Consider the following 17,672-nt stretch of genomic DNA (forward strand, 5'->3'; position numbering starts at 1 on the left):
GTGTGTCCAAAAGGAGGCGAGAGCGGACTTCCGCAGTGATGCGCGTGCCTTCTCACTAACGTGCCGAGGGATAAGGAACCGGGCCAGGGGTAAGGCCCGGCCGACGCGACGCGACGCGCCGATGACGGAAGAGGCAGGCCGATGACTGAGCACCACGGCACAACCGGCCGCATCGTTCCGGTGGAGCGTCTGGGGCCGGGCGACCACTCGTGCATGGACGTCGTCGACTGGAAGGCCCGTTGGCAGGTACTGGCCGCCTTCACCCGGACCGGCCTGGCCCGCGGGGAGAAGGTGCTGCTCGTCCTGGACCCGAGCGACCTGAACGACGGCGATGCCCTCTCCTGCCTCGACGGTGGTATGGGGCAAGTGGAAGACGCCCTGGCGAGCGGTCAGTTGGTGCTCGCCCGCAACACGTCCGTCTATGTACCGGACGGCCGCTTCTCCAAGGAGCGGCAACTTCGCACCCACGGCGCGCTGATCGAGGAAGCCCGGAAGGAGGGCTACCCACGGCTGCGCGGTGCGGGTGACATGGCCTGGGCACCTCAGGCGGGCGTGAACGACGAGGAAGTGGTGGATTACGAAATCTCCGTGGCGGCGCTGTTCGCGGACGCGTACTTCACCGGGCTCTGCTGGTACGACCGGCAGCAGTGCAGTGACCAGCTGGTGGCCACGATGCGCCGGATCCATCCGCTCCAGGTCATGGAGCGCCTGGGCGCGCTCGAGGTGACCTGGATTCCGGACGGTGCGCGGATCGCCGGTTCGGCGGAACTGGGCTCGCGCGAGGAGTTCACCAAGGCGCTGCACGAAGCGCTGGTGCGGCGGCCGGATTCCGGCTCCTGCCGCTACGAATTCGACCTGAGGGACCTGGCCTACATGGAGGCGCACTGTGCCTGGCACCTGATCGACTTCGCTGCCGGACTGCCGCGGAACCACAAGGTCGTCGTCAGGTGCGGAGCGATGCTGGAGATGACCCTGCGCGGCCTCGGCTCCGCTGCCGTACCGCAGCTGGAACTTCACGTGGCGGACGAGGAGGACTCGGCATGAACGACAGTCATCTGCTGAAGGTGGACTTCACCTACTCCGACCTGCCGCTGGTGCGGGTCACGTTCGCCGCCGCCCTCCGCCGGGCCGGACTGCCGGAGCCGGCGCGGCATGCCCTTGCCCAGGCGGCACTCGAAGCCATGGCCAATGCGGTCCTGCACGGCGGGGGAGCGGGGCAGCTCATCGTGCGGGCCGCGGACGGCGAGGTGCGGTGCGAGGTCACCGACGCCGGTCCCGGCCCGTCCGCCCTGCCACTGTCCCCCGGCCCACCGGCCTGGGACGCCGTCGGAGGGAGCGACGGGAGCACGGTCGGCGGCCACGGGCTGCGCATTGCCGAAGTGCTCACCGACCGCCTCGAAGTGCACCCGAACCCGGGCGGCCGGGGCACTACGGTCGTTCTGGCCGCGTCCCTGAACCGCTCGCCCTTCCTGCTTCACTGATCCACGCGGCCACCTGGCTGCGGCTGGCGAATCCCAGCTTGGCCAGGATGCGCTCCACATGGCCCTCGGCCGTACGCCGGGCGATCACCAACGCCTCTGCGATCTGCCGGTTCGTCATCCCCTGGGCGATGAGTCCGGCCACCTCCCACTCGCGCCGGGTGAGCCCCGCTGCCGCTGCCGCAGCGGGGACGGTGGGACGGCCGGTGGCGGACCGGCCCGATGGTCCCGCATCGTTCCGCCCGGGAACGGTCCGGCCCCGCCGAGCCTCGGGCCGTTCGCACAAGGCGTACTCGACGGCCTCCGCCAAGGACAGCTCCTGCCCGTGTCGGTGCGCCCGCTCATAGGCCCGGTCGCCCAGTGTCCTGCGGGCCTGCCGCTCGCCCACCCGGCCCTGCCCCACCCGCAGCGCTCCGGTCAGCGGATCGTGCTCCACGGCATGCCGAATGCGGTGGACCGCGCCCTGCAGTACGGCCGCCCGTTCGGCCTCCCCGCGGGAGACGGCGATGACCGCCAGCAGATCGAGAGCCCTGCCGACAGCGTGCGGCTCATGGGCCACGTACGTGAGCCGCAGACACTGCCGGGCGCGCCGGGCGGCGCCGTCCTGGTCGCCCAGCACCCCGCGGGCCATGGCGAGCGTACACAGGACGTACGAACGGGCCCACTGCTCGCCGTACGCCTCGCAGACGGCGAGGGCCTCCTCGCACAAGGACAGGGCGCGCTCGGGCCTGCCCCGGAAGATGAGCGTACAGGCCATCTCCACGCGGCTCAGGACGTGGAAGCACAGTTCGCGCTCCCCCCGCGCGTCTCGCGCGGCGAGGGCGGGCAGCGGGGCGCCGGCCGGCAGCTCCTGCGGTTCGACGACCTGCTGCGAGGGGGCACCGGCCAGCACCGCGGCGGAGCGAGTGAGGATCACCCAGATCACGCCGGCCACCCACACCGCCTGGGCGGGGGCGCCGCTCGCTTTCCCGGCCTCGCACGAGGACAGGCGCTGCCACCAGTGCCGCATCTCCGCCCAGGTGCCGCGTTCGGCCCAGCAGAACCACAGGGCCGCCACCAGCCGCCGGCCGAGCCCGGACTCGCCGGGAGTGACCAGGCAGAAATCCAGGGCGGCACGGAGATTGTCGTGCTCGGCCCGTAGGCGGGCGACGATGGCGGGCTGGTCGGGGCCGAACCACTGGAGCTCCAGTGTTTCGACCAGGTGCAGGAAGTGGTCTCGGTGCCGGCGGCGGACGACGGCCGCCCGGTCCAGCTCGGTCAGCCGCTCCAGACCGTACTGGCGCAGCAGCGCGAGCATCCGGTACCGAGCCGTGCCACCGGCTTCCTCCTTAACCAGGATGGACTTCTCCACCAGCCCGGTCACAGTGTCCAGCACCTCCCGACGGCCGAGGCCGACGCCGTCGCACACCGTTTCCGCCGCGCTCAGGTCGAAGCTGCCGGCGAACACCGACAGCCCGGCCCAGGCCCGCTGCTCCTCGGAAGTGCACAGGTCGTAACTCCAGTCCACGGCCGAGCGCAGCGTCTGGTGGCGGGGCGGCGCGACGGGGCTGCCGGAGGTGAGCAGGTGGTACCGGTCGTCCAGCCGCTCGTCGAGCTGGTCGATGCCCAGGGCCTGCATCCGCACGGCGGCCAGTTCGATCGCGAGCGGCAGCCCGTCCAGGCGATGGCAGACGCGGATCACGGCCGCCTGGTTCTCCTCGGTGATCTCGAAGCCGGGGGCCACGGCGGCCGCGCGGTCGGCGAAGAGCTGCAGTGCCGGGAAGTGCAGGGGAGCCGTACCGCGCGGTGGCGTGCCGGGGGCCGGGGTGGCAAGCGGCCCCACGGGGAGCAGGTGCTCCTCGGTGAGGCCGAGGCGGTGCCGGCTGGTGGCGAGCACCTGCACCCCCTCCGCAGCCGCGAGAATGCTGCCGGCCAGGTATGCGCAGGCGTTCCGCAGGTGCTCGCAATTGTCGAGGACCAGCAGCAGCCGCCGCCGGTGCAGGTATTCGGGCAGGATCTCCTCCGGCGGCCGGCCGCTGTCGTCATGGACGGCGAGTGCGTCTGCGACGGCATGCGGGACGAGCGCGCTCTCCTGGATCCCGGCCAGCGGCACCAGCCACACGCCGTCGGGGAACGCACGGGCGACCTGCTTCGCCAGGCGCGCCGCGAGGCGGGTCTTGCCGACACCGCTCGGACCGGTCAGCGTCAGCAGCCTGGTCTCGGACAACAGCCGCTTCGCCGTTGCCAGCTCCTGCCGTCGGCCCACAAAGCTGGTCGCTTCCGCGGGGAAGCCGGCAATGGGCCGCGCCCTCGCTCCGGCCACGGTCGGTCACGCCCTCTGCAAGTGGTGCGAGTACCTGAGCCTCGCCAAGGCTAGTACTTCGCCACCGCATGGTGCTGCGGAATCCCGGCGGAACCCGTCAGCACCAACTCGGCGCGGGGCGGCTCGGGGTTCTCCATGGAGGACGAACCCCGAGCCGTTGAACTCCGTGTTCGAGGTGCTACGTATGGCGGCTACGTATGGCCGGCGAGTTGGAGCATCTCGACCCGTCCGTTGCCTCCTCCCTCGTCCAGGACCAGGAAGGTCGCGCGTGAGCTCTGACTCAGGCGGATCTGGAACTGATCGCCCAGCAGCCTCTTGTAGTTCGTGTCTCCGGCCCTCGCGGCTGCCTGGGCGGGGTGGAGTCCCTCGCTCTGGATCGCGTTCTGGAAAATGTCGAACGTCTCCTGCTCGGATTTCGTGAGCTGGCCGACGACTTCCATCCGGCTCTTGTCGAACGTCCAGGGCATGGCGTGCCTATTCCGTTGTCACGGTGATGTCCTCGAGCGTTAAATTCTTGACGGCTAATTCGACGCCGCCGAAGGAGCGCTCGAATTCGTTGCGTCCCACCCTGAGCGCGTTGACCTCGGTGGCGGACCCGCCGGCCGTCATCTCGAAGTTGCCGTCGGCCTTGCAGTCGACGATCACCTTGGTCTGCCTGCCGAAGGCCCAGGTGGGGATGTGTGCCTGTACTTCCTGCGGGGCGAGGCGAAAAGGACCGGCCACGGAAAGACCTCCCATGATTTCGGGGTTTTCTTCTGCTCGCCCAACTGGGTACCCGTCCCAGCTGTTTCCCGTCAAGGTCGCAAAGGGTTCGACAGGCCGGTTCCGGACTCCCCGAAAAAGCCGAATAAATCTCTTACCGGAAGGTGCGACATGTGTCCGTCAGTTGTCCGGACAGTGTCCGCGGAATTACGGAGGTCTGGTCGCCGCGGCTTCGGGCGGCGCGAAATGGCGGGGCGGGGTGGTGCAGGGGGGGGCGACGGACGGGACCGAGGGACGGGGCCGATTTCATGGGGCGCGGGGCGCAAGGGTGCGGGGGTGCCCCGGTGCTGACTTGCTGTCAGCTTCGGCCCTACGATCATGATCGACGTGCTCCGCGGTCGTGATCGGTGTACGTCCCCCGACCCGTTGAGGAGCGGTATGGACATCGGTGTTTTCCTTCCCATCGGCAACAACGGCTGGCTCATATCGAAGAGCTCTCCGCAGTACATGCCGACCTTCGAGCTCAACAAGGCAGTGGTGCAGAAGGCCGAGGAGCACGGGCTCGACTTCGCCCTGTCGATGATCAAGCTCAAGGGCTTCGGCGGTGAGACGGAGTTCTGGGACCACTGTCTCGAGTCGTTCACGCTGATGGCCGGTCTGGCGGCCGTGACGGAGCGGATCAAGCTGTACGCCTCCACGCCGATCCTCGCCCTGCCGCCGGCGATGGTCGCGCGGATGGCGGTCACGGTCGACTCCATCGCCCCCGGGCGGTTCGGGGTCAACATCGTCACCGGCTGGGCGCCCGGCGAGTACACGCAGATGGGCCTGTGGCCCGGGGACGAGCATTTCGGCAACCGCTACGACCGGGCCGTCGAGTACGTCACCGTGATGAAGGAGCTGTGGAGCGAGGGCGTCAGCGACTTCAAGGGCGAGTTCTACGAGATGGACGGCTGCGTGCTGTCCCCGCGGCCGGCGGACGGCCACATCGACATCGTCGCGGCCGGTCAGAGCAGCACCGGTATGCGGTTCGCCGCCGAGCACGCCGACTACAACTTCGTCCTGGGCAGCGGTGTCAACACTCCGCTCGCACTCTCGGACACCACTGCCGCGCTCATGGACGCGACGCGGGCAACCGGCCGTGACGTCGGTGCGCTGTCGCTGTTCATGGTCATCGCGGCCGAGACCGACGAGGCCGCCCGCGCGAAATGGCAGGACTATCACGACAATGCCGACTTCTCCGCGCTGGCGTACATGGCCGGGGAGACGGCCGCGGACGCCACGGACGACGAGTCGGCTACCGCACGGACCATCTCGCTGCCCGAGGGCGCGGTGAACTTCAACATGGGCACGCTCGTCGGCTCGTACGAGACCGTCGCGGGGATGCTGGACGAGATCGCCGAGGTGTCCGGCACCAAGGGGATCATGCTGGTCTTCGACGACTTCCTCGAGGGGATCGAGGATTTCGGTACGCGCATCCAGCCGTTGATGAGGTCCCGGGTGGGGTCCCGGTCGGGGCGCCCGGGGGCGCCTTCATGATCGTCGGCCGGCCTTCTGCGCTGCTCAGCGCGGTGTACCCGGGGGTACGGGCGTTCGGTTAACCTGGCTGTGCCGGGTGGGTCTGGTGAGGGACCGGGCCCGGAAGGCCGCAGGTGCAACGGTGCTCTGCGTCGGGCTCGGGTACCGGTGCCGTCCCGGCACGCACGCAGGGGCGGAACCGGCAGAAGCAGACCGCAGGTGAGATGGACATGGAGACCAGGCTCGTACCCGTCGCGGGTCCGCTGTGGCGGGAACCGCGCAGCCGGGCGGCGGGGGAAGCGGGCCGCGGCCCGGTGCCGAGGGTGAGGCGTCGTGGATAAGGTCGCGCTCACGGCCGCTGGTCTCTACGTCATCGTCCTGCTGCGGGCCGGCGGGACGTTCGCCGTCGGGTGGCTCGCCGCTGCCGGCGCCAGGCGCAGCAGGCTCGCCGAGCGGGTTTCCGCCGGCACGTTCCGGCGCGCCGAACGGGCGATCCAGCGGTGGGGCGCGCCGGTGGTGGCCGTCTCCTTCCTGACCGTGGGTTTCCAGACCGCTGCCAACTTCCTGGCGGGGAGCATGCGCATGCCCCTGCCGCGCTATCTCCCCGCACTGTTCGTGGGGGGAGCGTGCTGGGCGCTGCTCTACGCGACCGCCGGGCTCGGTGCGCTCGAAGTACTGACAAGACTGTTCGCCGAGCGGCCGGCACTCGGTGCGGCCGCGGTCGTCGCCCTCCTCCTCGCCGTGTGCGGCGTGGTGGTGTACCGGCGAAGGAACGTGAGCCGGGCCGCCCGCGACACCAGGGCCGCCTGCGACACCGCGGCCGAAGAGTCCTGAGAGATCGCGTGGGTCCGCGCGTGTCCGGGCGGGTCCGCGTGGGCCCGCCCGGATCCGTCTCCGGGTGAAGGAGTCGGCCTTCCGGTGAAGGAGTCGGCGTGAGGCCGTCGCGGCGGGCCCGGTTCGGCCGGGGGTGTGATGAGGGCGGGCAGGAACGGGCGCAGCCACGACCTCAACCGCGACCCGCCTCAGTCCCGGCGGCGCGTCCCGTCCGGGCGACGTGCCTGGCCCGGCGTGGCGCTGCGGCCCGCGGTCTTCTTCCGGTCGGCCTCGGTGACGTCGGCGGATCCGTCCGGAGCCGAGGCCGCGAGCCGGCGGGCGCGGTGCTTGGCGACGTTGAGGCGGTTGCCGCACAGGTCGGGCATGCAGTACCGGCGCCGCCCCGCCTTGCTCGTGTCGACGAACATCCCGTCGCACACGGGCGAGCTGCAGTGCCGGATGCGGTCGTGGTTCAGCGTCCGCAGCACGCCCAGCAGGCCGGTGCCGATCATGGCGGCCAGCTCGTCGGCGAGCGAGGCGTCCGGGCCGGTGCTGACGTACCACTGCCAGCGCCCGTCCGCGTCCCGTTCGAGGGACGTACCCATGCCTGCCCGCCTGACCAGCGCGTTGGCGCCCTCGGCCACCCGGTCCTCGTTGTCGCACTCCAGCAGTGCGCGCAGCTCCTGGCGCAGCGCGAGCACCTGCTCCAGGTCCTCCTCGGTCAGCCGGCGGCCGGGGGCCGCGTGGTCCACGGGGATCTCGAACTCGCTCAGGAAGCGGCCGAGTGCGGTGGGGTCGACGAGCATTTCGCCCGTGCTTCTGCGGACCAGGGCGGAGGTGTTGACCAGGTCGGTCGCGACCCCCGCCCCCCGTGCATAATCGGAAAAAGGGAGCTTCACGCCTTACTCCATGTACGGTAACCGGAGAACGCCAACTATATCCCTTAACTCTGGGGAGGGATCGGCATGAGCACGTACGCCCGGTCCGTCCCGTGGCAGCTCCACCAACGCTTACCGGTCACCGCCGGTGAGGCCGCCACCGGCGTCTTCGGCGAAGGACCGCCCGTCGTGCTCGTCCACGGCACCCCGCCTCCTCGTACCTCTGGCGGAACACCGTCCACCCTCGCCGAGCTCGTCGACCACTGGGACCTCACCGCGCCCGCGCTCGTCGGACACGCCGTCGACGGCGGCAGCGTCCCGCGGGCCCACCTCCTCGACGCCGCCGTCCTCGGCCCGTGGAACACCCCCTTCACGGAACACCAGCAGCGCTACGCCGAGGCGTATCGCACGATGCCGGCACGCATCTTCGGCGACCTCTGACGGAGGCGGTGCCGCAGCCGACAACGGACGCCGCGGCGCTGGCGTGGAGCGCGGACCCGGCAGCGACGGGCAGTTGACCCGCACGTGCCGATGAGGGCGCGCCGAGGTACGGGCGCCTCCGCCGGGGGAGTTCAGATGTGCTTGTGTCCCCAGCGGGGGCCGACCTCGGCCCATTCCCGGTCCCACTGCCGGGCGCGCCGGCGCTTCAGCCCCAGGCGTACGCCGAGGACGCCGGCCGACACCGCGGCGCACCAGCCGGCTGCCGCCAGGCCGCCGACCAGCGTGGCCGCGGCGGCACCACCGGTTGAACCGAGTGGCTGACCGGTGAGCCGGCCGTGGCCGTCCAGCCAGACGGGAACGCTCGATCCCGCCTTCCGGCCCGGTTCGACCTGGGTGATCCCCGTGTGTTCGGCGTTCCGTGCGTCGCGCCAGCGGATGGTGGCGCGCACTCTGTCGTCGGCGCCGCTGCTGTAGGCGGCGGGTGATCTCCGGGCGGGTGCGTCATCGACCAGGTAGGCCGTGGCGGCGTAACGCGCCAGCCGCTGTTCCCGGAAGAGCTCATGGGCCGCCAGGCCCGACAAGACAGCCACGGTGGGCCCGCCGACGATCATGAGCACCACGGCGACGAGCAGGACCGCCCCTTCCAGGACGTCGGACGGCCGCTTGACCGGGTTGCTCCGCCAGCGCCACAGCCACCTCTTCGGCCGCATGGCCACGCCTCCCTGCGTTCGGACAGCGGTGGCCCGCCGCGCCCCCGCCACCTCGTCGATGCCGTACCCAAGTGAGACTGTAGTGAGGTGAGTTGCGCCCTTCAGTGGATGTGGGAAGCCGGTTCCGGCAGGGCGTGACGAGACCGGCCCTGCCTCTCTGGGCAACGGTGTCCACACCCGTCAGGCAAGGGCGCGTGCCGCCCATGGGGAACGCGCTTGCAAGCCCCCCGCGCGCCGCTGTCGGCCTGCAAGATTCTTCGTTATTTCTTAGTAATCGCCCCAGGGGCTGAGAAAAGATTCCGCGGATTTCCCGGCGGAGCGGCAGGCGGAAGCCTGCGGACCTATCGGTATCGGCCGATCGGCCGACGAGGCAAGCGCGCGTCACGGCGAGACCGGTGAGAGACAGGGAGGAATTCCATGGCGTCTCAGCAGTCGTGTTGTCGGGCAACTTCGGGCGTGACGTTCCAGGATTACGGGATTGCCGCCGCCACGCGTCTTCTCGACAGCGCAGGAATCGATGTCGATGAGGGGACGCGGGTTCTCCGTAGGATGCTTTCGCCATGGGGGAGGAGGGACATATCGGAGCCGTCCGCCTGGCGCTCGGACGTATGCGCCGACGGTTCGCCGATCGAGTTCTCCGCCGCCTTTTCGGCGAGCGGTGTGAAAATCCGGGTGCTGGTGGAGGCGATCCCTGACGAGCCGGAACCGCTGGCCGCACAGCAATCTGCGCTCGAACTCACGCAGGGGCTGATCCGGGAATTCGGCGCGGTCGGCGACCGGCTCGCGGCAGTGCAGGACCTGTTCCTGCCGGACGCGGCCCCGGCCGGTTTCGCCATGATGCACGCCGCCATTTTCGCGCCGACCGCGCGTCCCGAGTTCAAGGTCTATCTGAATCCGGCCGCCGACCACTCCATGACCGGCGCCGAACGGACCCAGGAGGCGATGGAGCGCTTGGGGTTCGGCAAGGCCTGGACGGCAGTCAGCACGTACGCCCGCCGGGGCTTCGACCTCGACCGGATCGTCTACTTCGGCCTCGACCTGACCGACGGTCCTGAAGCACGCGTGAAGGTGTATTTCCGTCACTACGACATGTCCCCGGCGGACCTGGACGCCCGCATGGAGATTGCCGCCCAGCACGAGCCCGGTTTTCTCGGCGAATTCTGCCGTGTACTCACCGGCCGCACCGGCGAGCTCAGGGAGCAGCCCCTCGTCAGCAATCTGACCTTCACCTCCGCCGACGGGCACATTCCGGAGTCCGCCACGGTGTACGTACCGCTGTGGCGATATGCGGAGAGCGACGAAACGGTGCGCGACCGCATCACCTCCGTCATGGCCGACAGGGGACTTCCCGGCGGCTGCTACCGGACACTGCTGGGCCTGGTGGCCCGCCGGCCGCTGTCGGACGGGCGCGGAATACACACGTACGCATCGGCCCGCGTGCACCAGGGCCGCCCCCGCCTGGCGACCTACTGGTCCTCGGAACTGTACGACCGGTACCCGCCCGCCCGTTATCAGGAGCGCTGATCCGTATGCCGTTCCAGGCCGCTACCGGATCGCTCAGGTCGCTTTTCGATGACGCGCGGGTCCGGCCCGACGTGCTGCGGGGACAATCCCCTGTCCGGTGGGGTGCCTATCCGCCCGACGTCATTCCGCTGACGGCAGCGGAACCGGATTTTCCGGGGCCGCAAGCCGTGGGGGACGCCATCGCCCGTTCGCTCGCCGACGGCTATTTTCCCTACGCGTCACCTGCCGGGCTCGACGAACTCCGGGAAACGTTCGCCGATGTGGCCGAAGCCCGTTACGGCATCGGCGTGGGCCCCGACTGCGTGGTGCTGACGCCGGGCACGGCGTCCGCTCTCTGGGGAGTGGTGCACCTGCTCTGCGGAGAAGGCGACGAGTGCATACTGCTGGATCCGGTTGACCTGTTGTTCGGCCAGGCCATCGATGCCGCGGGGGCCCGGCGGGTCTACTGCCCGCTGGACAAGCGCACGGGGCGGCTCGACCCGGACCGCCTGGCCGCTCTGATCACTCCACGCACCGCGTTGATCTGTCTCTGCAATCCGCACAATCCCCTGGGGACGGTCTTCCCCGAGGAGACGCTTCGGGCGGTGGCGGAAACGGCCGAAGCGTACGGTCTGCCCGTCCTCTCCGACGAGGTATGGAACGAGATCGTGTACCCACCCGCGCGGCACATCAGCTTGGCGAGCCTGGACACCGCGCGGGGCCGGCCGGTCTATACGGTGACCGGGCTCTCCAAGACCTTCGCACTGCCCGGACTGCGGATGGGATTCGTGATCGCCCCGGATGCGCGCCAGGCGGCGAACCTGCAACTCACCTTCCAGCGGCTCGGTGCCGCGTACAGCCTGACACCCTTCGCCCAGGTCGGCGCCCTCGCCGCACTGCGGCACGGCTGGCCCTGGAAGAACTCCTTCCTGAGGCATTTGCACGAGACGCGGGACTACTGTGTGGACCGGCTGAACGCGATTCCCGGCATATCGTGCGGCCGCCCGGACGGGACGTTCGTCCTGTTTCCCGACATCTCTGCCACCGGGCTGGGAAGCCGGGTGATGGGCGAATTCCTCCTCGACGAGGCCAGGGTGGCAGTGGTGGCCGGTACGACCGAGTGGTTCGGCCCGGCCGCCGAAGGCAATGTCCGTATCAGCTACGCCACTTCCCGGGCAGTGCTGGATGAAGCGTTGAGCCGCATCGAGAGGGCCGTCACCGCCCTTTTCGAGGGCCCTGCGGCACGCCTGACCACCGGTGCGGCGTAGGACACCGTCCCCGTTCCCGGATCACCGGTCACCCGCCTCGCAGCCATGCCTTCAGCGAGCCCCACCAGGAGGTGCGCCTCCTGGTGGCCGGGGCCGGCGGGGCCATGGCCGGGGGCGGAGGCTGGTGCGGCGCAGGGGGGACGGGAAGCACGGCTCGTGTCGTCGTAAGGATCGCCGCGTCCGGCCCGGGAGAAACCGTGGGACTTCCGTTCCGGGGCCTGGTGAACGTCACCGGCAGGCTGGTCAGATGGCGCGTCATCCAGCCCGACTTCCAGCGCAGCTGCTCCTCGGGGATGCTCAGGCCCACGTCGGGCAGCCGAGCCAGCAGGGTGTCGATACCGGTGTCCGTGATGGCGCGGCCGATGTTCTGGCCGGGGCACTCCTGCGGGCCGCTGCTGAAGGCGAGGTGCGAACGGTTTCCGTGCAGGGGGACCGAGGGGTCCGGCCGGACCGCCGGGTCGTGGTTCCCGGCGGCCAGGCAGAGCAGCAGCATGTCGCCCGCCTCGACCTGCTGCCCGCCGATCTCCGTGTCCACGGCAGCCCAGCGGCCGGGGATGGTCATGAGCGGCGGCTCGCTCCACAGCACCTGTTCCACCACGTCCGGCAGGGTCATCTGCCCGCCGGCCAGCGATGCGTGACAGCGGGGGTCGGTCAGCACCATCCGCAGGGTGCTCTTGAGGAGGTTCACCGTGGTTTCGTTCGCCGCGATGAGGATGACCCGCAGGTGGTTCCACACCTCCTCATCGGTGAGCGCGGAGGGGTGTTCGAGCAGCCAGGACGTGATGTCGTGGCCGGGGTTCCCCCGCTTGCGCCGGACGAGCTGCTGGAGGGTCTCCACGATGAACTCGTTGCTGGCCACCGAGGTCTCGGTGCCTGCCACCATGTCCCTGCTGGCCTCGACCAGCCGCGGTCCGTAGTCGTCGGGCATCCCCAGGAGCTGCGTGAGGACGAGCATGGGCAGCTGTTCCGAGAACTCGCCCACCAGGTCCGCTTCGCCACGTGCAGCGAAGCCGTCGATCAGCTGGTGCGCTGAGCGGGTGATCTGGCGCCGGATTCCGCGCCGGTTGAAGCGCTCCAGGCTGTCGGTGACCGCGAGGCGCAGCCGGTCCCGCTCCGCACCGTCCAGGAACAGACAGACCGGCTGCCAGGCGATCATCGGGAGCAGTGGGAAATCCGGCGGGACCTTGCCCTCCCTGAACCAGCGCCAGGTGCGGGAGTCGCGACTGAACCGGGAGGGAGTACCGGCGACCTCCAGCACCTCGCGGTACCCGAGGACGATCCAGGCCGGCAGGTCGCCGTCCAGCAGGATGGGTGCGACGGGCCCGTGCTTGGCGCGCAGCCGCTCGTACAGGCCCATGGGGTCGGCGGCCGCCTCGGGCCCGAGGAGCCGCACGAGTCCGGCAGGGTCCCCGAACCGGGCGTGCGCCGGACACTCCGGAGGCGGCCCGGATGCTGACGTGGTGCGGGACTGGTCGGGGAAGGAGGCGGTCACCATTGCTCCGGGGTTGTGGTGGTGAGGGTGTGCAGGTAACGCATGAGCGTCAGCAGGGCATCACGACTGGAGCCGCGGTTGCGGGCGTCACAGTCGATGACGGGTACGGCATCGGGGATGTCCAGGGCCGCCCGGAGCTCGGACACCGGGTGGGAGGGAGCGTCCGGGAAGGCGTTGATCGCGACGACGAAGGGCACGCCGCGTTCCTCCAGCCGGCCCATCACGTCGAAGCTGTCCTCCAGTCGCCGGGTGTCGATCAGCACCACCGCGCCCAGCGCGCCTTCGAAGAGGCCGTTCCACAGGAACCAGAAGCGCTGCTGCCCCGGAGTGCCGAAGAGGTACAGCACCAGTTCTTCGTTGAGGGTGATCCGGCCGAAGTCCATCGCGACCGTGGTCTCGGACTTGCGCTCGATGCCGGCGATGTCGTCGACCCCGGCACTCGCCTGGGTCATCGTCTCCTCGGTGGTCAGCGGCCGGATCTCACTGACCGCTCCGACCAGGGTGGTCTTGCCGACTCCGAAGCCGCCGACGACCACCACCTTCACCGCCGAGGTGACCGAGGCCGGCAGGTTGTCTTCGCTACGGGGGCCTACGACGGGTTCAGAGATTCTGAAGTCCATGCATCACCGCCTCCAAAAGTTCGACATCGGGCAACGACTTGGCCGGGGCCGGTGACCGGGCTTCGACATGGCCGCTCGCCAGCAAGTCGGTGAGCAGTACCGCGATCACGCTGACCGGCAGGCGGAGGTAGGCGGACAGCTCGGCGACGGACAGCGGGTAGTCGCATATGTTGACGATGGCGGCCTGTTCGGGCTGCATGCTCGCGTTGGCTTCTTTCCTGGTCACGATCAGCGTGATCATGTCCAACGACGAGCGTTTTCCGGGCCCGTTCCGGCCGGACGTGAGGACGTAGAGCCGTTCGGGGCCGCCCTCTTCCCAGTCCGGGCGCTGTGGCTTTTCCGGGTCGTTCATGGAACCTGCCGGTCGGCCCGTGGCGGGCTGGAGAGGTGCTGACCGATCCGGGCGACCAGGTCCCGCATCCGCTGTCCGATGAGCCCGGCGTCCACGTCGTCGTCGGCGAGCACCGCCAGATACGCTCCGGCGCCCGCCGCCATCAGATAGAAGAAGCCGCCGTCGACCTCGATGACTACGAGTTTCATCCGCCCGTTGCCGTGCGGGAATTCCGTAGCGACGGCCGCCGACAGGCTTTGCAGCCCGGCACAGGCGGCGGCGAGGCGGTCCGCCGTGTCTTTGTCCGTACCGAACTGCGCCATGCACAAGCCGTCCGAGGACAGCACCACGACATTACGAGTCTGAGGGACGCTGGATGCCAGTTCCTCGAGCATCCAGTCCATATTGAGCCGCTGCTGTGTCGCCACTTACTTATTCATCCTTACCTGATGGCTCAGTGATTACTTGGGCTCGTCATCGCTCAGCTCATGGGGACGATGTGCTGGGGAATCGGCTCGGGAATCGGCCCGGGACTCGCCGTAGGCGCCCTCGTGGAAGGCGGCCAGCCACAGACCGGCCTGCGGGGGCTGCTCGACCGACGCCGGGGACGCGGTGTCGGCGGGCGTGGCGGAAGGTGCGGGCCTGCGGCGTGCGGGCGGGACCACCGCGCGCGTACGACTCCTGCGCTGCGGCAGGCCGTTGGTGGTGCGGGGAGAGTCAGTGGACACCGGTTCCTCAACAGGCACCCCGTAGCGGCGCTGCGGGCCGAGGGTGTGCCGGGGCGGCGGCAGGGTGGCGGCCTTGGCCACGGCTCCGCCGGGCGCCGGCGTGGTGGTGATCAGCTCCGGCGGCACGATCAGGACGACGCGTACGCCGCCGTACGCGGATGCGCGGAGGGAGACCCTGAAGTGGTTCGTGTGCGACAGCCGGCCGACCACCGCGAGGCCGAGCCGTGGTGACTCGCCCAGGTCGTCGAGGTCCAGTCCGCTGGAGGAGTGCTGCGCGAGAGCCCGCTCGGCGCGGATACGGGCCTCATCGGTCAGGCCGAGCCCGGCGTCCTCGATCTCGACGGCCACCCCGGACTGGACCTCTGTCGCGGTCAGGTGGACCCGGGTCTGCGGCGGTGAGTAGCGGGTGGCGTTGTCCAGCAGCTCCGACACGGCGTGGATCAGCGGTTCGACCGCGCGTCCGAGAACGCCCACGTCGGCCACCGAGTGCAGATCGACGCGCTGGTAGTCGGTGATCCGGGACATGGCGCCGCGCAACACGTTGAACAGCGGGATGGTCTTCTGCCACTGACGCCCCGGCCGGGCCCCGCCGAGGACGGCGATGCTGTCCGCCAGCCGGCCGATCAGCGCGGTCCGGTGATCGAGGTGCAGCAGGTCGCCGAAGACCTCCGGGTCATTGCCGTGCCGGTCCTCCATCTCCCGCAGCTCTTGGGCCTGTTGGTGGACGATCGCCTGGACCCGGCGGGCGATGTTGACGAAGGCCCGCTGGGCGGAGTCACGCAGGTCCTCCTCGGCCTCGACGGCCTGGAGGACGTAGCGCAGCACCGAGTGGTGCGCGGCCTCGAACCGGGGACTGACGCGGGACGCGGGAGCGGTGTTGTGCAGGACGTTCTCGGCTGTGCTGCCCTTCTGCAGCTGGGCCATGGCCGCCGGCAGGATCTCCTTGGCCATCCGTACCGTCTCGGTTTCCTGCTCGGCCAGCCGCTCTTGCAGTACCGCTTCCGTCTCGGCGCACTGCCGGCGCAGCCGGTCGACGGTACGTCCCCGGCGCGCCGCCTCTCCGGCGGTGACGGCCACCGCCGCCGTTGCGACGATGCCGATCCAGGCGATGAGGTCACGGACCACCGACGGCGTCAACGGCACGGCCACTGCCGTACATATGGCCAGCAGCGCGGGCGGCAACAGCCAGATTGCGGGGGAGGCGCGCCCCGGCTTTCCGGGTGGCGAATCAGCACGAACCATCGGCATCCTCAGAGCACTCTTGGATAGGGGCAAGGCGCCACGCATGGAATTACGGACGCCAGGAAAAGGAATGCGGAAAAGTCGACGCCCGTCGGTTCAGGCTCATCAGTACTCGGCCGCAGCGCATTCCACATTCGCGTTCCGCGCACGGAAGCCGGGTCCCAGGACGCCCGAGCCCTCGCGCGATGGACGGCATGACGGCAGTCAGCAGGGACGCGTGGGGACCGCCACAACTGTCTGCGCGGCAGTGAGCATAGCGGGGCCGGAAGGGCTTTGTGTGATGAGTGCATATAACACATGAATGTACGCGCGTGCGAAATGAAGAAGAATCGTTCCGCGCTGGCAATTCAGCGGAATTGGTGCCGGTGGGGTGATCCGTTTTTTCAGAAGCGAGCGAGTGTCCGCGCCCGCCGTCCAGGGTGAATGCCCATGTCTCACACAGCTGCCGGTCGTTGATCGCGGAGTATCCGCGGACCATGGACAGGAGGCGGCGCTGTGCGGAAGTGGGAGCCGGAGCGGGAAAGAGAGCGAGTCCGGGACCGAGTCCGGGACCGGGACAGTCGTGGGGGACGAACACTGACGGTGGGTGTCGTGGCAGCCCGCTCCGGCAGACTGGCGAACCTGGGCGATCCGCTGGCGTTCGCCGCGGCCCTCCTGCGGCCGAAGCTGACCCGTCTGGTGAACGGTGCGCGGGAGTACGCGGGCCGCCAGGTGGCACGCGACAGCCGCTCCACCGCCGAGGGGGCGCGGCAGGCGGTGCGCGAGCTGGCGTACGACGAGGGCGCGTGCATCGTTCCGACGCCGGCCGGTACCCAGGGCTGCCGGCGGTCGCCGACGCCGCGCGGAGGCGGGGGTGTGCTGCGTTTCGAGCGCCTTTCCCTGGCAGGTGTACTACTACGGACGCGGCGTGGACGACGACGCACCGTTCCGGTGGACGTACCACTTCTGCTGGGGGCTCGACGCCATCGCGGACCTGTGGGAGGGGACCGTGGGCTGCCTGTGGAACGACGGGCCGCAGGGCAACTGGTCCCGGTGCGAGCGGCGCTGCTTCGCCCCGGCCGCCAGGGCACGCGGCCACCGCCTGGTGGACCCGCACGGTTACCGGGAGCCGGCCACAGCCCGCGGCTGATCACCTGTTCCCGCCGGCTGGCCTACCCGCCGTCGGTCACCGAATCGGCGGAGCGGCCCGCGCAGGCGCAGGTGGCGACCCTCGCGTACCGGACCCCGGCCCACTCCTACCGGTCATCGCTGGACGGGATGACGGCGGCCGACCTGGCCACCGCGTACGAGCAGGCCACCGGACGGCAGTGGCTCCAGCCGCTGGGACTGGCGCATGCGCTGTTCGAGGTGGCCGCGCACGCGCTCCGCACCGCGGCCGACCCCACCGACCGGGCGGCGGTCGCCGAGGCGGTCGGTGCGACCCGGCTGGAGACCGTCGCCGGACCGCTCGACTGGACCGCGGGGCCGGTCCCGAACGTGGCCACCGTACGGCTCGCCGGCGGACAGTGGCAGCCGGGCACCCACCACGACTACCACCTGGCCGTGGTCACCAACCGCCACGTCGAGGGCCTCCCCGTCGGCGCCGACCTGCTGCCCACCTGCTGACCCTCGTCCGATCGCCGTCCGATCGCCGTCCGACCGCCGTCCGA

At 70.0% G+C, this 17,672-nt stretch carries 19 protein-coding genes; 9 read left to right on the forward strand and 10 right to left on the reverse strand.

Annotation, left to right across the window (positions count from 1 at the left end):
- Positions 1-141: 141 nt before the first annotated feature.
- Together AAC944_RS32645 and AAC944_RS32650 are read left to right on the forward strand one after the other, a co-directional pair.
- The gene (locus tag AAC944_RS32645; protein ID WP_030609200.1) at positions 142-1,044 is read left to right on the forward strand and encodes an MEDS domain-containing protein; all 903 of its coding nucleotides are present in this window, start codon (positions 142-144) and stop codon (positions 1,042-1,044) included.
- Entirely contained in the window at positions 1,041-1,481 is a 441-nt protein-coding gene (locus tag AAC944_RS32650; protein ID WP_051871450.1) for an ATP-binding protein, read from the forward strand. Before AAC944_RS32645 ends, AAC944_RS32650 begins: the two co-directional genes overlap by 4 nt.
- Here the strand turns inward: AAC944_RS32650 and AAC944_RS32655 are convergent.
- From AAC944_RS32655 to AAC944_RS32665, 3 genes are all read right to left on the reverse strand, one after another.
- Positions 1,429-3,780, reverse strand: coding sequence for an ATP-binding protein (locus tag AAC944_RS32655; protein ID WP_030609193.1), 2,352 nt, complete (start codon positions 3,778-3,780; stop codon positions 1,429-1,431). The two genes, AAC944_RS32650 and AAC944_RS32655, sit on opposite strands and share 53 nt — an antisense overlap.
- Before the next feature lie 191 nt (positions 3,781-3,971).
- Positions 3,972-4,247, reverse strand: coding sequence for a hypothetical protein (locus AAC944_RS32660; protein ID WP_030609190.1), 276 nt, complete (start codon positions 4,245-4,247; stop codon positions 3,972-3,974).
- A 7-nt stretch (positions 4,248-4,254) separates the two neighbouring features.
- On the reverse strand, positions 4,255-4,578 hold the full coding sequence (locus tag AAC944_RS32665) for a hypothetical protein (protein WP_490368277.1): 324 nt from the start codon (positions 4,576-4,578) through the stop codon (positions 4,255-4,257).
- Positions 4,579-4,920: 342 nt separating this feature from the next.
- Between AAC944_RS32665 and rutA the strand changes: the two genes are divergently transcribed.
- Together rutA and AAC944_RS32675 are read left to right on the forward strand one after the other, a co-directional pair.
- On the forward strand, positions 4,921-6,018 hold the full coding sequence (gene rutA, locus AAC944_RS32670) for a pyrimidine utilization protein A (protein ID WP_030609183.1): 1,098 nt from the start codon (positions 4,921-4,923) through the stop codon (positions 6,016-6,018).
- Between the two features lie 312 nt (positions 6,019-6,330).
- Entirely contained in the window at positions 6,331-6,831 is a 501-nt protein-coding gene (locus AAC944_RS32675; protein WP_030609180.1) for a DedA family protein, read from the forward strand.
- Positions 6,832-7,019: 188 nt separating this feature from the next.
- Here the strand turns inward: AAC944_RS32675 and AAC944_RS32680 are convergent, their stop codons facing one another.
- On the reverse strand, positions 7,020-7,709 hold the full coding sequence (locus AAC944_RS32680) for a CGNR zinc finger domain-containing protein (protein WP_063759874.1): 690 nt from the start codon (positions 7,707-7,709) through the stop codon (positions 7,020-7,022).
- Between the two features lie 66 nt (positions 7,710-7,775).
- Here AAC944_RS32680 and AAC944_RS32685 point away from each other — a divergent pair, with 66 nt between their 5' ends.
- Positions 7,776-8,129, forward strand: a complete 354-nt coding sequence (locus AAC944_RS32685) for a hypothetical protein (protein ID WP_030609174.1) — start codon at positions 7,776-7,778, stop codon at positions 8,127-8,129.
- A 131-nt stretch (positions 8,130-8,260) separates the two neighbouring features.
- Here the strand turns inward: AAC944_RS32685 and AAC944_RS32690 are convergent, their stop codons facing one another.
- Positions 8,261-8,839 (reverse strand): Rv1733c family protein, encoded by a 579-nt coding sequence (locus AAC944_RS32690; RefSeq protein ID WP_030609171.1) that lies wholly within the window; start codon positions 8,837-8,839, stop codon positions 8,261-8,263.
- A gap of 456 nt (positions 8,840-9,295) precedes the next feature.
- Here AAC944_RS32690 and AAC944_RS32695 point away from each other — a divergent pair, with 456 nt between their 5' ends.
- On the forward strand, positions 9,296-10,363 hold the full coding sequence (locus AAC944_RS32695; protein ID WP_368396616.1) for a tryptophan dimethylallyltransferase family protein: 1,068 nt from the start codon (positions 9,296-9,298) through the stop codon (positions 10,361-10,363).
- Positions 10,364-10,368: 5 nt separating this feature from the next.
- A complete protein-coding gene (locus tag AAC944_RS32700; protein WP_030609151.1) occupies positions 10,369-11,610 on the forward strand; it encodes a pyridoxal phosphate-dependent aminotransferase in 1,242 nt (413 codons plus the stop codon).
- A 28-nt stretch (positions 11,611-11,638) separates the two neighbouring features.
- Here the strand turns inward: AAC944_RS32700 and AAC944_RS32705 are convergent, their stop codons facing one another.
- From AAC944_RS32705 to AAC944_RS32725, 5 genes are read right to left on the reverse strand one after another with little or no spacing between them, the layout of a single operon-like run.
- On the reverse strand, positions 11,639-13,105 hold the full coding sequence (locus tag AAC944_RS32705) for a cytochrome P450 (RefSeq protein ID WP_051871449.1): 1,467 nt from the start codon (positions 13,103-13,105) through the stop codon (positions 11,639-11,641).
- Entirely contained in the window at positions 13,099-13,722 is a 624-nt protein-coding gene (locus AAC944_RS32710) for a GTP-binding protein (RefSeq protein WP_030609145.1), read from the reverse strand. Before AAC944_RS32710 ends, AAC944_RS32705 begins: the two co-directional genes overlap by 7 nt.
- Positions 13,703-14,074: a DUF742 domain-containing protein gene (locus AAC944_RS32715; protein ID WP_030609143.1), complete on the reverse strand. Its 372-nt coding sequence runs from the start codon at positions 14,072-14,074 to the stop codon at positions 13,703-13,705. The genes AAC944_RS32710 and AAC944_RS32715 overlap by 20 nt, the downstream gene beginning before the upstream one ends.
- Positions 14,071-14,457, reverse strand: coding sequence for a roadblock/LC7 domain-containing protein (locus AAC944_RS32720; protein ID WP_030609140.1), 387 nt, complete (start codon positions 14,455-14,457; stop codon positions 14,071-14,073). Before AAC944_RS32720 ends, AAC944_RS32715 begins: the two co-directional genes overlap by 4 nt.
- A gap of 57 nt (positions 14,458-14,514) precedes the next feature.
- Complete coding sequence (locus tag AAC944_RS32725; protein WP_196942804.1) at positions 14,515-16,023, reverse strand: ATP-binding protein; 1,509 nt, start codon at positions 16,021-16,023, stop codon at positions 14,515-14,517.
- 907 nt (positions 16,024-16,930) lie between these two features.
- Between AAC944_RS32725 and AAC944_RS32730 the strand changes: the two genes are divergently transcribed.
- Together AAC944_RS32730 and AAC944_RS32735 are read left to right on the forward strand one after the other, a co-directional pair.
- Positions 16,931-17,152, forward strand: coding sequence for a hypothetical protein (locus AAC944_RS32730; RefSeq protein ID WP_368396619.1), 222 nt, complete (start codon positions 16,931-16,933; stop codon positions 17,150-17,152).
- A gap of 71 nt (positions 17,153-17,223) precedes the next feature.
- Entirely contained in the window at positions 17,224-17,628 is a 405-nt protein-coding gene (locus AAC944_RS32735; protein ID WP_368396621.1) for a type 1 periplasmic-binding domain-containing protein, read from the forward strand.
- The last annotated feature ends 44 nt before the right edge of the window (positions 17,629-17,672 follow it).

The sequence above is a fragment of the Streptomyces sclerotialus genome, from assembly GCF_040907265.1.
GTDB classification, from domain to species: Bacteria; Actinomycetota; Actinomycetes; order Streptomycetales; family Streptomycetaceae; genus Streptomyces; species Streptomyces sclerotialus.

What these genes read in the sequence shown, in the direction of transcription:
- AAC944_RS32645 (WP_030609200.1), top strand. Translation starts at nt 142, where the DNA reads ATGACTGAGCACCACGGCACAACCGGCCGCATCGTTCCGGTGGAGCGT.
- AAC944_RS32650 (WP_051871450.1), top strand. Translation starts at nt 1,041, where the DNA reads ATGAACGACAGTCATCTGCTGAAGGTGGACTTCACCTACTCCGACCTG.
- AAC944_RS32660 (WP_030609190.1), bottom strand. Translation starts at nt 4,247, where the DNA reads ATGCCCTGGACGTTCGACAAGAGCCGGATGGAAGTCGTCGGCCAGCTC.
- rutA (WP_030609183.1), top strand. Translation starts at nt 4,921, where the DNA reads ATGGACATCGGTGTTTTCCTTCCCATCGGCAACAACGGCTGGCTCATA.
- AAC944_RS32685 (WP_030609174.1), top strand. Translation starts at nt 7,776, where the DNA reads ATGAGCACGTACGCCCGGTCCGTCCCGTGGCAGCTCCACCAACGCTTA.
- AAC944_RS32690 (WP_030609171.1), bottom strand. Translation starts at nt 8,839, where the DNA reads ATGCGGCCGAAGAGGTGGCTGTGGCGCTGGCGGAGCAACCCGGTCAAG.
- AAC944_RS32700 (WP_030609151.1), top strand. Translation starts at nt 10,369, where the DNA reads ATGCCGTTCCAGGCCGCTACCGGATCGCTCAGGTCGCTTTTCGATGAC.
- AAC944_RS32705 (WP_051871449.1), bottom strand. Translation starts at nt 13,105, where the DNA reads ATGGTGACCGCCTCCTTCCCCGACCAGTCCCGCACCACGTCAGCATCC.
- AAC944_RS32710 (WP_030609145.1), bottom strand. Translation starts at nt 13,722, where the DNA reads ATGGACTTCAGAATCTCTGAACCCGTCGTAGGCCCCCGTAGCGAAGAC.
- AAC944_RS32715 (WP_030609143.1), bottom strand. Translation starts at nt 14,074, where the DNA reads ATGAACGACCCGGAAAAGCCACAGCGCCCGGACTGGGAAGAGGGCGGC.
- AAC944_RS32720 (WP_030609140.1), bottom strand. Translation starts at nt 14,457, where the DNA reads ATGGACTGGATGCTCGAGGAACTGGCATCCAGCGTCCCTCAGACTCGT.
- AAC944_RS32725 (WP_196942804.1), bottom strand. Translation starts at nt 16,023, where the DNA reads ATGGTTCGTGCTGATTCGCCACCCGGAAAGCCGGGGCGCGCCTCCCCC.